The sequence below is a fragment of the Neobacillus sp. Soil_C_43 genome (assembly GCF_057656715.1).
The window spans coordinates 89,596-104,240 of the sequence record NZ_JBDGJV010000010.1 but is presented as its reverse complement, the minus strand read 5'-3'; the positions used below and the strand labels follow the sequence as shown (position 1 = coordinate 104,240).

Below are 14,645 nucleotides of genomic sequence, written 5' to 3'. Positions count from 1 at the left end.
AATGGGAAAATAAAAGAAATTATTATTTACTTGAATCTAACAATCATGTAGAATGAATCCATGCAATACATATAAGAATAGTAGGGATTAAAACAGTACAAATTATAACTACTATTCTATGTCTCTAAAAAAACGTAGGGGGTAAGACAAAATGGGTCGTAAAAATGTAAATATTCTAGTAGCCATCTTATTAACGATCTTTCTAGCACTTGCTGGCTGTTCTTCAAAATCGACAGATAAAGCAAGCACAAAAAATGAAGGGACCAACAAACCAGATACTTTTATTTATGGAATTGATGGAGATCCAGGAAATGCGGTTAACGTCATCTCAACCGGTGACCGTTATGGTTTAATGGAAATTAAAACTATTTATTCTCCATTGTATATGTATAACGGGAAAGATGATGTTAAGTATTTCTTAGCGGAAAGTATGACACCATCAGAAGATTTCTTAACGTATACAGCGAAATTAAGAAAAGACGTGAAATGGCATGATGGCCAGCCATTTACTGCCGATGATGTTGTCTTCACTTATGAGCAAATGTTAAAAGAAGAAAATGGTGGTTGGGCAAGAAGCCAGCTATTATTTAATAATCAACCAGTTAAAGTCGAAAAAGTAGATGACTATACAGTGAAATTCACATTGCCAACTGTTAGTATGGGTGCAATGGAAGCATTAGGTAACATTTTCATTATGCCGAAACATGTTTACGAAGGTGAAACAAACATTGCGAATAGTACAAAGAACGCTACTCCAGTGGGGACTGGTCCTTACAAATTAAAAGAATATAAAGCTGGGGAAAGTGTTACATTTGAAAAGAATGACGATTATTTCTTAGGTGCTCCAAAGATTGCAAAAGTGGTTTACCGTATTATTATGGATCCAAATACAGCTACAATGGCTCTTCAAAAAGGTGAGATTAACGCTTTAGCTATTCAGCCTTCAGATGCAGGCAAGTTTAAAGATTCAAATGTGACTATTAAACCTTATGAAGAAGGTCGAATTGGTTACTTAGCGTTTAACTTAAGCTCAAAAGCAGTACAGAATAAAGAGGTAAGACAGGCAATTGCTTTCGGATTAAATCGTGATGAAATCAATACAGCAAGCTATGTATCTACTGATTATTCTAAGCCTGCCTATTCATTCTTGCCAAAGAAAGCAACTTATTTTACTGACAAAGTAGAAAAACATAAATTTGATACAAAAAAAGCGAAAGACTTACTTTCAAAAACAGGAGCTTCTAATCTTAAATTAAAGCTCGCGTTTATTGCTAATAATCCAATCCAGCAGAAGCAAGCGGCTGTGATCCAACAAAACTTAAAGGCAGCGGGTATTTCCGTTGAGTTGGTAGGAATGGATGCTACTGCATTAAGCAAGAAGCTACAAAGCGTTCAAACTGATTTTGATATGTATCTTAGCGGATATATCATGGGAATTGACCCAGACACCTTTAATTCATTATTTGTAACGAACGGTGAAGCAAACTACATGCATTACAGCAATACAAAAGTGGATGAGTTATTTAATCAAGGCCGTGTAGAGAGAGACGATGCGAAGCGTAAAGCCATTTATGAAGAAATTCAAAAACTTATTATCGAAGATGCTGCCTTCTATCCTCTAACTGAAAACAAACGTATTCTTGCAATTGATTCTAGAATCAAAGGCATCGATGAAGCGGGGCTAGTACCTGTTTACACATTCGAGGATATGTCGAAGCTGTCCTATTAATAAAATTGCTTATTTGAAGATAAAGATAAACAGTCCGCTGTTTATCTTTATTTTTTAACAGAAAAAGTAATAGAATGGTAAAGTAAAAGAGTGTTAGAATTCGTTTCCATTAGGCAAATCGTCTAGTTGAGAAGCGTAAGGAGTGGGGTTATTTTTGTTAAAGTACATTTTTAAAAGGATTTTACAGGCGATCCCGTTACTGTTCATCATTTCAATCATTTGTTTTGCTCTCATCCAATTGGCTCCATATGATGCGGTAGATGCAATGACGACACCAAACATGACGAAGAAAACAGTTGAACTGATTAAAGCTAGATATGGGTTAGACCAGCCTGCATATATGCAATATTTTTATTGGGTTAAAGGGATTTTAAGTGGAGAATGGGGATATTCCATTGTCACGCATGAAAGCATTACAAAGGATCTTACAGCCAGGATACCAAATACGATTCTACTCGTTCTTCCCGCTTACATACTAGCCTTACTTTTTTCTATTATTCTTGGATTAATTGCCGGTGCTAAGATGGGGAAATTAGCGGATAAAATCATTGATGGTTTAAGTTCATTTGGGATTGCCATTCCTAGCTTTTGGATGGCGATGATTCTTGTGTTCATTTTTGGCCACCGTCTAAATATCTTTCCAATCCTCGGGATGCACACCATTGGGAATGAAGAGTCTTTTTCCGATCTTCTCAGTCATATGGTCCTACCTTGTACGGTGTTAATGCTTTCATTCATGCCAGAGCTTGTAAGGTATGTCAGGTCATCTACAATTGGCCAGCTTTCTGAAGATTATGTTATGGTACAACAGGCATACGGGGCCCATTCAACTTCTATTTTATTTAGGCATGTACTTAGGAACGTCTTACTGCCTATCATTACTATTGTAGGGATGAGCCTTCCAATGTTAGTCACTGGAGCAGTCGTAACGGAGACAGTTTTCGGATGGCCGGGAATTGGTACGTATTTTGTAAAAGCGATTCAAGGGTTTGATTATCCAGTTGTCATGGCAATCATGCTGCTATCAGCGAGCCTTGTTATTATTGGGAATTTGGTTTCAGATATTTTATATAGCATTGTCGATCCAAGAATTAAGGGAATGGGGGAATAAAAGTTGGCCGGAAAGAAAAATAGAAGAATGCAACAGTTTAAAAAAGAGTTTAAACGCAATAAAACGGCAGCCATAGCCCTAATTTTCCTTTTTCTTATTCTATTAATATCGATCTTTGCCTTTTTATCACCCTATCCTCCTGATAAGGTTGATGTAACAAGTGTTCTTGAAGGACCAAGTGGTAAGCATTGGTTTGGTACAGACGAGCTTGGAAGAGATTATCTGACAAGGGCATTATATGGTGGACGAATTTCCCTCACAGTTGGGATTTTAGCGATGCTTATTTCTACTAGCATTGGAGTATTAATTGGTACGATAAGCGGCTATTTTGGAGGCAGAGTGGATAACTTTTTAATGAGGACCGTAGATGTGATTTCTTCGATTCCATGGATGATCCTTGTGACGGTTGTAAGTATCTATCTTACCCCTGGTTTAAAAGCCATTATCTTTGTTATTGGTCTTTTTACATGGATGAGCACGGCTAGATTAGTTCGTGCTGAGACACTTTCGATAAAAGAAAGAGAATATGTATTATATGCTAAATCTTCAGGACAATCATTAAAAAAAGTGATTCTGAAACATATCATTCCAGCCGTATTTCCTACATTTATTGTGGCATCTACCGTCAGTATTGCTAATGCCATATTAATGGAGTCAGCTTTAAGCTTTCTTGGCTTAGGCATACAGCAGCCATTATCCTCATGGGGGAGCATGCTGCAAAATGCACAAGGAAACTTAGGGAATGCCCCATATATGGCCATATTACCTGGACTTCTCATTGTACTAACCGTTTATTCTTTTAATAGACTTGGTGATATTCTTAGAGCGGTTATTGAGCCAAAGACGAGTGGGAAGTAAATAGGAGGTTTAGATGATATGAAAAATAATATAATAGATAATAATAGTTTACTAGATGTTAAAAACCTCAGTACAAGCTTTTATAAAGGCAAGTCGAAAACGGAGGTAGTCCGTGGGATAGACTTTTCTGTTCAAAAGGGCGAAATCCTCGGAATTGTCGGTGAATCTGGGAGCGGAAAGAGTATCTTGGTGAAGTCGATTCTCGGAATTATTCCGAGTAACGCAAAAGTTGATTCAGGAGAGATTATTTTAGATGGGAAGCATTTCGAAAGCCTATCGAATAAAGAAAAAAGAGCCATAAGAGGCCGAGATATTGCAATGATCTTTCAAGATCCAATGACAGCTCTTAATCCATTAAAAAAAGCAGGAGATCATCTTGTTGAATTATTGGTTAGAGTTAGAGGGATGAAAAAGAAAGAAGCCAAGCTCGAGGCAGTGGAATTACTGAGATTGGTAGGAATTCCTTCTCCTGAAACAAGAGTAGACCAGTACCCTCATGAATTTTCGGGTGGAATGAGACAAAGGGTTTTAATTGCAATGGCGTTAGCTTGTAATCCCAAGCTGTTAATTGCTGATGAACCAACAACGGCATTGGATGTAACGATTCAGGCACAAATTCTAGAATTGTTAAAAAAACTGCAGCAAGAAAATGATATGTCGGTAGTGTTCATTACCCATGATCTTGGGGTCGTGGCGACAATATGCAGCCGCATTTTGGTTATGTATGCAGGAAAGGTGATGGAAGAGGGACTTGCGAATGAAATTTTTTATTCACCCAAACATCCCTATACAAAGGCGTTATTGAATTCTATACCAAGGGTGGACGGAGAAAAAACGAGATTAAAGCCGATAAAAGGTGCAGCTCCATCGCTTGAAAGTATGAGGAGTGGTTGTCCCTTTGCCGAACGTTGCGATTATGCGATGGATAAATGTTTTAAGGAAATACCCGATTACAAAAACTTCTCAGCAACACAGAAAAGTATGTGCTTCTTAACAGGGGAAGGAGATCACTTAGATGACTGAGACACAACAAAGATTCATTGAAGTAAGGAATCTAAAGAAATACTTTCCATTAAAAACTTCGATGTTTAGCAAAAGCAAACAAGTGGTAAAGGCTGTGGATGATGTCTCGTTTCATATTTATAAAGGGGAAACGTTTGGACTAGTAGGAGAATCGGGGTGTGGTAAGTCCACATTAGGCAGAACCCTAAATCGCTTGTACGACCCGACTGCGGGAGAAATTCTTTTTGATGGGAAAGATATTGCCAACTTAAATAACAAAGATCTTCAACCGTATCGAAAAAGAATGCAGATGATCTTTCAGGATCCGTATTCATCACTTAACCCCTATATGAATGTGGAAGAAATCATTGATGAGCCACTCGAAATTCATACCGCTCTATCGAAAAATGAAAGAAGAGAAATCATTATCGATATGCTTGAAAAAGTTGGACTGAAAAAGGACGACTTAGAAAAATTTCCACATGAATTCAGTGGTGGTCAACGTCAAAGAATAGGTATTGCCCGTGCTTTAGCAATTAATCCTGATTTCATTTTATGCGATGAGGCCATTTCAGCACTCGATGTTTCCATTCAAGCGCAAGTCATTAATATGTTAGAAGATTTACAGAGAGAGATGAATCTTACTTATTTGTTTGTAGCACATGATTTATCAATGGTGCGCCATATCTCTGACCGAATAGGTGTGATGTATCTCGGAAAAATGGTCGAGATATCCATGAGTGATGAGCTATACGACAAACCGCTGCATCCATATACACAAGCGTTATTATCTGCGATCCCCATACCGGATCCCATCAAAGCACAGAATAGTAAGCGTGAAATTATTAAAGGAGAGCTTCCAAGCCCAATTGAGATGGAAACAGGCTGTCGCTTCCGAACTCGCTGTCCATTTGCAAAGCCAATTTGTGCAGAAGTGGATCCACAGTTGAAAGAAGTAGATAGTGAGCATTTGGTTGCCTGCCATTTATATTAGAACAAGGTGGATGGATTACATGGAAAAAGTAAAATTAGCGTTAAATTATGCTCTAATGATTGAAATGATGAAAGCAAAAGGGTTCGATAATCCAACCATTGTAGCTCTTTTAAATGAAGGAAATGAAGAAAAGCTAGAGAGTAACGGAGAAGGAATCCCTTCATGGAAAACAATGGTTGATTATTATCATGGAAATAAAGAAAAGTGCCAGCAGGCGATCACAACTGGTTATGAATTTTCATTCATGACGAAAGGTTCACTAAAATCCTTGTTAGCCATTAAGTTTGGAATGAAGGAAGGCGAAGACTTCGTTGACACGGGAGAATTTCTAGATCAGGTTAGTATGACCAGTGAAAATCTTCAGATACTCCGCGACATGATTGCTAAAAATTGGACGATCGTGCAAGAGAAAGAAATGAACCAAGACAAGCAATTACTAAAGATTGAGCTAACCTACAAACCAACATTCAATATTAACTAGCTTACCAAACAAAAAGAACCATCATGTCCGTCCTGGGATTGATGGTTCTTGTGTTTAAATTGGTATAAATGGTCTTTTTTCGTTTTTGTTGCTCTTGTTCTCATATCTGTAAAAACAAATGGGCTTCGCTTTGCTTCTGGATTCATTTTTCCCTCGCGTGACAGTTTTTCACGTAGCTTTTTGGCTGTTGATTTCGCCATTCTCTTCACTCCTTATACCATGTTTATACTATTATATACCAATTATTTAAAGTGTAAATAAAAAAGCAAAATGACCTTTCCAAAATAGTCATTTTGCCCTTTTTAGGTATATGTAGGGAATCTACCTGCAATACCACCTTTTCCAAATCTCTGCAGAGTCTATACAACCGTTGTCATTGCCCCAGCTTCCCTTGCTTTCTCGACATTCATCATCATGGCCACCACCGCCGCCACCACCGTTCCACCATTTGCAAAAATCATCCCACCAATCACCATCGTCATGGTGGTCATCATCATATCGATCGTGATAGCCATCATTATTCCAGCTATATTCATGATAATCAGCAGCTTTATAATCCTTATTGAAAAAGGTGAAAATATTCGCTAGTGAAAAGGTTTGTAAAAATCCGTACTGGGTAATTGATTCAGTAGTATTATCAGAGGCATAGGCAGAAGTAGGAAGCATTATTGCACATACTAATAGCAGGATAAGGACTAAACCCTTTATTGTTTTCAAACTTAGTATACACCTCCTTTTTTGCGAATTCTTTATTATGGTAAAAAATGTTCCTTATAAAGAATATTATTATATTTTACTATTTTTGTAAATGAGTATAATTAGGGGTTGTACAATAAAAAACCCCCCCTATAAATGTAAGGAGGGCAAAACTGACAAATTAATTCTCTTGATTTTTCAATTTTGGTACAGGTGCTTGTTTCTTTGTATGAAGAAAATAATAAAGTACTGCACCGATTAAAATATAGAAAGAACACATGAAATATAACGAGCTATAATCTATTTTAGCAGCAAGTAAGCCAACGACGAAGGAGCCAAGAGCAATACCTGTATCATAGATAGATAAGAAGGTCGCTGTAGCTAAACCTCTTTTTCGAGGTTCGGCATCTTGGATAGCGATGGTTTGGAAGGTAGGAAAAAGTGTTCCCCATCCTAATCCAATCATACCCGCTGATATGAGAAATGTGACTGCACCACTGCTTTGGCTTAAGACAAACATCCCAATTGAGAAAAGCAAAATAGAAGGATAAGAAATAACGTTTGGTCCATAAAGATCAAGCCATTTTCCAGTGAATGGTCTAGATAGTAAAAGAACAATCGCATAGACCACAAAGAAGAGACTAGACACACTAGCCAAATGAATTTCATTTGCGTAGATCGAAACAAATGAAAGAAGGGCAGAATAGACAATCGCTAGGAAGCTTCCGACAATCGAGATAGGAATGGCAGATGTCTCAAATAGATTTTTAAAAGAAAAAGCAGAAGCGGCTTTTGGCTGATCCAGCTGTTCTGAATGATTCAATTTAACACTTAGTCCAGTAATAAGAGAACCGACCGCAACAATGACGCTGAGAATAAATAGGGTGTTTGGCCCCCATTGCTGAATAGCCATCAATCCGACAAATGGTCCTAAAACCATTGCCATATTCGTTGACATGACGAAATATCCCATTCCTTCGCCCCTACGTGAAGCTGGAATGATATTAGCTACAATTGTTCCGACTGCTGTTGTTGCCATACCGAAACCAACACCATGAAGCAGACGAATAACTAGAAAACCGGCGACTGTTTTAGGAATAAAGTAAAGAAGAGAGGCTGCAGAGAAAATAATGAGCGCCGATAAGAGAACTTTCTTATTACTCGCGCGTTCGAGCCACTGTCCAGCAAGCGGACGTGAGATGATGGCGGATAGTAAAAATACGGTTGTCATTAATCCCGCGACAGATGCACTGCTATGTAATTCATCCAACGCATAGGTGGGAAGAGTGACGAGCAGGATATAAAAAGTTAAGAAAAGAAAAAAGTTACTTAAAGATACACTAATAAAATCCTTCGTCCATAATTTGGGTTTGTTCATAGATGTAATGCACTCCTTTATAAAAGCTGCTTTAACCAGCTAGATTGCAATGACAGTAATTCCTCTTGAGATGTTAATGGAAAATGCTGCAGTAATGTCTGGTTGACCTCGTTCACAACACTTTCCCATTCGGGATATAATTTCAATGCTTCTTCTGTTAATTCAATGTACTTTGCCCGCTTGTCTGTACCTGACACCTGTCTAACATAGCCTTGTTTAACGAGGCGTTGGATGGTTCGCGTCATGGGCGGTGCCTCAACAAAAAGATAATCACAAAGTTCTCTCTGTGTTAGCGAGCCTTTGTTTTTTAAAACAAAAATAACGGCCCATTGAGAACCGTATAAGCCCATAGGCTTCAATGCTTCATTGAGTTTGTTAGTGAGATGACGTGAAAGCTGGTGAAGAGTATGGAATAATTCGTGGGTTATCATAAATGCACTCCGTTACTACACATAATTAGTTACCTAGGTAACTATAGTGTATTTATTATTAAATGTCAAGAAATGTTCACAGGGGCATAAATGCTCATAAATTGTTAAAAAAATCAATTTTTTTGTAAAAAATTGACGAAAAACATTGAATTGTTCCTAGTTAGATTTTACTATTAAGGTATACAGTGAAAAAGGCAAACTTTTTGAAAAAAAAGGACGCAAAGCCACGAGTCTAAGGTCATATGACTATGATAGTCGGGTTGCCAAAAAGAACGGAATCTAATGTTTGAATAAAACTTCTACGGCATTACGGTTTGTTAGTCCCCCTCTTTTTGGAGGCTTTTTATTCGTTGAAAAAAACATAAAAGGATGGGTGGAAAATTGAAGGTGTTTTTTGGTTCTATTGAATATTTTGAGAAGGAAATCATGAGTTTTGCCAAAAAGAGAAGTTACATTAATTTGGCACGTGAAGAAGTGATGGAGATTTACTCCGAATTAAAAGATGAATTAATGAATGAATTTATATGTGAGGATCACATAAAAAAAGAGTGCATAAATAATCTTAATCTTGCAAGTCAAAGATTCTTACATAAATATCAGGCTGTGTAATGATGAACCATATGTAAAAAGAGTGACTAAAAAATAGTCACTCTTTTTACATTGAGATGATTATCTTAACACATTAAAATATCTCGCTTCTGGATGGGCAAACACCATCGCAGAAACCGAAGCTTCTGGTTCCATCATACAACCATCTGTTAATTGGATTCCAATTTCTTCAGGCTGAATTAATTTAAACAACTTTTTCTGGTCTTCTAAATCTGGGCAGGCCGGATATCCGAAGGAGAAACGTTGTCCCTGATACTTAGCAGCAAATCGGTCCTGCATGGAAAAATCAAGTGGATCCGGGAAGCCCCAGCGGTCGCGTATTTGACGGTGAATTAATTCAGCAAAGCCTTCTGCAGTCTCGAGTGCTAATGCCTGGAGAGCATGGCATTCCAGAAAACGACCGGCAGACTTGAATTCATCCGCTTTTTCGCGAATCCCTCTACCGGCTGTTACGGTAAAGAAGCCAACATAATCCATTACACCACTGTCAACCGATTTTAAGAAATCAGCTAAACAAAGATGTGGCGCGGAATCCTGACGTGGGAAATCAAAAGTTTCTATAACTTGATCATGATTTTCAGGATTATAAATATAAATCTTATTTCCGTCTGACTGTGCCGGAAAGAACTGATAAACAGCATTCGGTGTAATCCAATTTTCACGATTTGCATCAGCTAGCAGTTGGTCTACAACCTCTTTTACTTTTACTGCTTTTTCATCCTTTTCAGCAAGCAAGTTAGCAACCTTCCCCTTAACACCGAGATGATGTCCAATCAGCATCTGCATATTGATGTATGGCTCAATATGAGATAAGGAATAGGTTTTTAAAATGTGCCTTTTTGTATCCATTGGCGTAAAGACTGGTGCCTCTGTGGATATAGCCGGCTTCACTTTCACTGCAACAGATCCTGTAGAGCGGACAGGTAACTCTCTTGGTACCTCTAATGCAGCAAGCTTTTCAGCCTTCTCATCCAACAGCTTTTGGTGTTCCTCCTGGTTTTGCAGTTGGTTTGCCAGTGATAATCCATTCATCGCATCCTTAGCGTAAAGCACAAGTCCATCATATTCCTTAGCAATCTTCGTATCGGTAAACTTACGGGATAGTGCAGCACCGCCAACTAAGATAGGGAGTGAGATGCCAGCATCCTTCATATCTTGAGCCGTTAACACCATTTGCTGTGCTGACTTAACTAGTAAACCGGATAATCCAACCATGTCTGGTTTTTCCCTAAGAATAGCTTGAACTAAATCAGTTGGATTCACTTTAATCCCGAGGTCTATCACATCATAGCCATTATTACTCAGTATAATGTCAACAAGGTTTTTACCAATATCATGGACGTCACCTTTTACAGTAGCTAATATAATTTTGCCCTTTGAGGCAGACACATCGCCTTTTTCCATATGCGGCTCTAAATGAGATACCGCTGCTTTCATCACTTCTGCACTTTGCAAAACTTCAGCCACAATCAATTGATTATCATTAAATAGTCGCCCAACTTCTTTCATACCATTCATTAACGGTCCATTAATGATATCAAGCGGAGCAGGATAGCTTTCCAGCGCCAAATCCAAATCTGGTAATAATCCTTCTTTCGTGCCCTCCACGACATAATAGGCGAGACGCTCTTCTAAAGTCATGTTTGGAACCGTGCTCTTCGCTTCTTTCTTTTTACCACGGTAAAACTCTGTAAAAACAGCTAACGTCTCATCAGTTGTTTTAAATAACAAATCCTCCGCTAATGTAACTTCTTCCTTAGAAATGGAGGCAAAGCGCTCCAACTTTTCCGTATTTACAATGGCGTAATCCAAACCAGCCTGTGTACAGTGATAAAGGAATACCGAATTCAAAATTTCTCTTCCAACCGGTGGTAATCCAAAGGAAACGTTACTGATTCCAAGAATCGTCTGCACCCCTGGAAGCTGCTCCTTAATTAACTTGATACCTTCCACGGTCGCTTTTGCAGAACCGATATATTGTTCGTCCCCAGTCCCTACTGGAAAAACTAATGGGTCAAAAATTAAGTCCTGTGGTTTGAGTCCATATTTGTTTACCAACAAATCATGAGATCGTTTAGCAATCTCAAGCTTGCGCTCGGCAGTAACTCCCATACCTTCCTCATCGATGGTACCGACAACAACCGCTCCACCGTAACGATGAATCAAAGGAACAATCGCTTCAAAACGTTCCTCGCCATCCTCAAGATTTATCGAATTAATAATCGCTTTTCCTTGCGAATATTTGAGTGCTTTTTCAATAACCTTCTCATCGGTTGAGTCGATTACAAGAGGTACCTTAACCTTTTTTACGACCTCTTTAATGAAATTTTCCATGTCCACGATTTCATCGCGGTCAGGGTCAGCCAGGCAGATATCAATGACATGAGCGCCGCCTTTCACCTGTGCCCGTGCAACTTCTGACGCTTCTTCAAATTTCCCTTCGGTGATTAACCGTTTGAATTTACGAGAGCCAATGACATTCGTGCGCTCTCCCACCATGATCGGACGTAGTGTCGGGTCATCGTAAACAAATGGTTCAATTCCGGAAACCATATGCACTGAAGATGGCTCATATCCCCGCGGCTGATAGTTTTTCATTGCTTCTGAAATAGCACTAATATGTTCAGGAGTCGTGCCGCAGCAGCCGCCAACAATATTTAACCAGCCATGCGCAGCAAAATCAGACAGCTTTTTCGCAAGGATTTCCGGTGTTTCATGATAGTGTCCTTCTTCATCTGGCAGACCAGCATTCGGATAACAGCTAACGGCAGTTGTCGCAAGATTGGAAAGGGAACGAATATGATCCTGCATAAACTCTGGACCCGTTGCACAGTTTAGTCCCACTGCAGCTGGTTTCATATGCTCAACTGAAATATAGAACGCTTCGATAGACTGTCCCGCAAGAGTGGTTCCCATCGGTTCAATCGTACCCGATATCACAATCGGAAGTGTAGTACCTGTCTTCGAAAAAGCACTTTGGATACCAGCGAACCCAGCTTTTACATTCAACATATCCTGGCTTGTTTCTAAAAGCAGCAAGTCAACGCCGCCATCGATTAAGCCAATTGCTTGTTCCTCGTAACTTGCCGCAAGTTCATCAAAGGTAGTTCCGCCAGTCACACTTAATGTTTTCGTAGTCGGACCCATCGAACCAGCAACAAAACGTGGCCAGTCCTCTGAATATACCTTTTGCACCTCACCAATCGCAATCATCGCAGCGATTTTATTGATTTCATAGGCTTTGTAGCCAAGACCGTATTCATCAAGCACTAGGCTAGTTGCCCCAAACGTATTGGTTTCAATAATGTCTGCGCCAGCCTCAAGATATTCTCGGTGAATATTGGCTATAACAGAGGGAGCAGTTAAATTAAGGTTTTCATTACAGCCCTCGAATTCCTCTCCGCCAAAATCCTCAGCGGTAAGGTGGACTCGTTGCAGCATCGTTCCCATGGCTCCGTCCATTACGAGGATTCGTTTCTTCAACTGATCAGTAAATGATGTTTTCAGCAATGTTGTTCCCCCTCACTTCACTTGCACGCTGACGGGCATAATGAGCCAGCTCTGCAGTTAATTCGTAACGTAAAAATGGTGTAATTAAATAAATTCCATTAAATAAATCTAAAGCCGCGTCAATGAGTGACTTCGTTATAGCAATACCTTCCCGCGCTGCTTGAAGCGGTTGGTCATTCAACCTGGCCATTCGCTCACGTATCGAATCGGCAATTTTAATCCCAGGCACTTCATTATGAAGGAATTCAGCGTTTTTACTGCTTGTCAGTGGCATGAGTCCAATATAAATAGGTGCCTTAAGGTGTTTCGTATGTTCATAGATTTCAATCAGTTTTTCTTCTGAAAAAACAGGCTGGGAGATGAAATAATCTGCACCAAATTGAATTTTCTTCTCAAGCCTTTTAACAGCCTTCTCGAGTGAGCGCACATTCGGGTTAAAAGCTGCTGCCACACTAAAGTCGGTTTTTTGTCCTAAGTCTTTACCCGAAAAAGACAAACCTTCATTTAGTTGCTTAATCATCTGAATTAGCTCAAATGAAGAAACATCATACACGGATGAAGCACCAGGGAAATCTCCTACTCTTGCAGGGTCGCCTGTAATCGCAAGCACGTCATTTAATCCTAGAGTATGGAGCCCCATTAAGTGGGATTGTAATCCAATAATATTACGGTCGCGACAGGCAATGTGAATAAGCGGTCGCATGCCTAATTTTTCCTTCACTAAATATCCCAATGATTCATTGGAGATACGTACAGTTGCAAGGGAATTATCAGCTAAAGTAATAGAATCTATGCCGGCTTCTTTTAACGCTTTTGCTCCTTCGAAAAACTTGGTCGTATCTAGCTTTCTAGGAGGATCTAATTCTACAATAACAGAAGGTCTTTCTCTCACAATCTCTTGTAGGGGAGCATACTCCCTTATCGGAGAGGGACTTGTTTCAACCACAATCTGCTTTGGCTTTAATTTTACTATTTTTTCAGTAATTGGAACACTATTCTTTAATTCCGCTGCAAAGGCTCGAATATGATCTGGCGTTGTCCCGCAGCAGCCACCAATTAAACGTACCCCTTGATCACGGAACGCTTTTGCCGAATTTCGGAAATAATTGGCATCTCCCTCATAGTGGAACTTTCCGTCCGTATAGGCAGGGAGACTGGCATTTGGATAGGCTGATAGAAATGCATGCTCAGGTATTTCTATCTGCTCCAATGCTAACAACATATGATGGGGGCCAAGCCGGCAGTTCAGACCGACGACATCGGCGCCAAGACCTTCAAGCCGTTTTAAGGCATCATTGACAGGAGTTCGATCCTGCAAAAATCCTGGCTCCTGATGGGAGACTTGTGCAATGATTGGCAGGTTGGTTTCCTTTCTAGCAATAGTTAAAATCGTTTCAAGTTCTTCTAAATCGTAAAAGGTTTCAAGTAACAAACCATCTACGCCTTCAAGCAGTAGACAATATAATTGTTCACGGAAGCTTCGTTTTAATTCTTCAATGGTGACCGAATCCGGTTTAATTCCTCGATTCCCGCCAATCGTTCCAAGGACGAATGCATGGCTTTTTGCAGCGGCTCTTTTAGCATTAGCTACAGCAGCACTGTTAATTTCCTTTACAGAATCCTCCAAACCATATCGCTGCAGCTTTAAATAATTGGCAGCATATGTGTTGGTTTGAATGACATCAGCACCGGCATCGATATACGCTTGATGGATCGTTTGGATATGATCTGCCTGGGAAAGATTCAGTTCCTCTAAACAACTATCCTTTCCGTACGAATACAATAAAGTACCCATAGCTCCATCGGCTATTAAGATTTGATTTGTTAATTTTTCTAAAAAGCTCAT

Annotated in this window: 13 protein-coding genes and 1 riboswitch; of the genes, 7 read left to right on the top strand and 6 right to left on the bottom strand. The window is 39.4% G+C overall.

The annotated features are described in order from the left end of the window. Positions 1 to 151: 151 nt before the first annotated feature. The 6 genes from AC3A54_RS14600 to AC3A54_RS14575 all read left to right on the top strand — a co-directional run bounded on the left by AC3A54_RS14600 (position 152) and on the right by AC3A54_RS14575 (position 6,175). A complete protein-coding gene (locus AC3A54_RS14600) occupies positions 152 to 1,729 on the top strand; it encodes an ABC transporter substrate-binding protein (protein ID WP_487654995.1) in 1,578 nt (525 codons plus the stop codon). Positions 1,730 to 1,883: 154 nt separating this feature from the next. Further along, a complete protein-coding gene (locus tag AC3A54_RS14595) occupies positions 1,884 to 2,840 on the top strand; it encodes an ABC transporter permease (RefSeq protein ID WP_487654994.1) in 957 nt (318 codons plus the stop codon). A gap of 27 nt (positions 2,841 to 2,867) precedes the next feature. Further along, positions 2,868 to 3,698, top strand: coding sequence for an ABC transporter permease (locus AC3A54_RS14590; RefSeq protein ID WP_487655052.1), 831 nt, complete (start codon positions 2,868 to 2,870; stop codon positions 3,696 to 3,698). A gap of 18 nt (positions 3,699 to 3,716) precedes the next feature. Continuing rightward, the gene (locus AC3A54_RS14585) at positions 3,717 to 4,721 is read left to right on the top strand and encodes an ABC transporter ATP-binding protein (RefSeq protein WP_487654993.1); all 1,005 of its coding nucleotides are present in this window, start codon (positions 3,717 to 3,719) and stop codon (positions 4,719 to 4,721) included. Beyond that, on the top strand, positions 4,714 to 5,694 hold the full coding sequence (locus tag AC3A54_RS14580) for an ABC transporter ATP-binding protein (protein ID WP_487654992.1): 981 nt from the start codon (positions 4,714 to 4,716) through the stop codon (positions 5,692 to 5,694). The genes AC3A54_RS14585 and AC3A54_RS14580 overlap by 8 nt, the downstream gene beginning before the upstream one ends. A 19-nt stretch (positions 5,695 to 5,713) precedes the next feature. After that, on the top strand, positions 5,714 to 6,175 hold the full coding sequence (locus AC3A54_RS14575) for a hypothetical protein (protein ID WP_487654991.1): 462 nt from the start codon (positions 5,714 to 5,716) through the stop codon (positions 6,173 to 6,175). On the opposite strand, the gene AC3A54_RS14570 is transcribed toward AC3A54_RS14575, so the two are convergent. The 4 genes from AC3A54_RS14570 to AC3A54_RS14555 all read right to left on the bottom strand — a co-directional run bounded on the left by AC3A54_RS14570 (position 6,172) and on the right by AC3A54_RS14555 (position 8,680). Further along, positions 6,172 to 6,375 (bottom strand): hypothetical protein, encoded by a 204-nt coding sequence (locus AC3A54_RS14570; RefSeq protein WP_487654990.1) that lies wholly within the window; start codon positions 6,373 to 6,375, stop codon positions 6,172 to 6,174. The genes AC3A54_RS14575 and AC3A54_RS14570 overlap by 4 nt on opposite strands. A gap of 121 nt (positions 6,376 to 6,496) precedes the next feature. Further along, positions 6,497 to 6,892, bottom strand: coding sequence for a hypothetical protein (locus AC3A54_RS14565; RefSeq protein ID WP_487654989.1), 396 nt, complete (start codon positions 6,890 to 6,892; stop codon positions 6,497 to 6,499). A 160-nt stretch (positions 6,893 to 7,052) separates the two neighbouring features. Continuing rightward, complete coding sequence (locus AC3A54_RS14560) at positions 7,053 to 8,249, bottom strand: MFS transporter (protein WP_487654988.1); 1,197 nt, start codon at positions 8,247 to 8,249, stop codon at positions 7,053 to 7,055. A 17-nt stretch (positions 8,250 to 8,266) separates the two neighbouring features. Next, positions 8,267 to 8,680 carry a MarR family winged helix-turn-helix transcriptional regulator gene (locus AC3A54_RS14555; RefSeq protein WP_487654987.1) on the bottom strand — a complete coding sequence of 138 codons (414 nt, stop codon included), beginning with the start codon at positions 8,678 to 8,680 and terminating at the stop codon, positions 8,267 to 8,269. A 183-nt stretch (positions 8,681 to 8,863) separates the two neighbouring features. Further along, positions 8,864 to 8,948: riboswitch (cyclic di-GMP riboswitch) on the top strand. 119 nt (positions 8,949 to 9,067) lie between these two features. On the opposite strand from AC3A54_RS14555, the gene AC3A54_RS14550 reads away from it, so the two are divergent. Next, positions 9,068 to 9,289 carry a hypothetical protein gene (locus AC3A54_RS14550; RefSeq protein ID WP_487654986.1) on the top strand — a complete coding sequence of 74 codons (222 nt, stop codon included), beginning with the start codon at positions 9,068 to 9,070 and terminating at the stop codon, positions 9,287 to 9,289. 60 nt (positions 9,290 to 9,349) lie between these two features. Here the strand turns inward: AC3A54_RS14550 and metH are convergent, their stop codons facing one another. Together metH and AC3A54_RS14540 are read right to left on the bottom strand one after the other, a co-directional pair. Beyond that, a complete protein-coding gene (metH, locus tag AC3A54_RS14545; RefSeq protein WP_487654985.1) occupies positions 9,350 to 12,799 on the bottom strand; it encodes a methionine synthase in 3,450 nt (1,149 codons plus the stop codon). After that, a complete protein-coding gene (locus AC3A54_RS14540) occupies positions 12,777 to 14,645 on the bottom strand; it encodes a bifunctional homocysteine S-methyltransferase/methylenetetrahydrofolate reductase (RefSeq protein ID WP_487654984.1) in 1,869 nt (622 codons plus the stop codon). The genes metH and AC3A54_RS14540 overlap by 23 nt, the downstream gene beginning before the upstream one ends.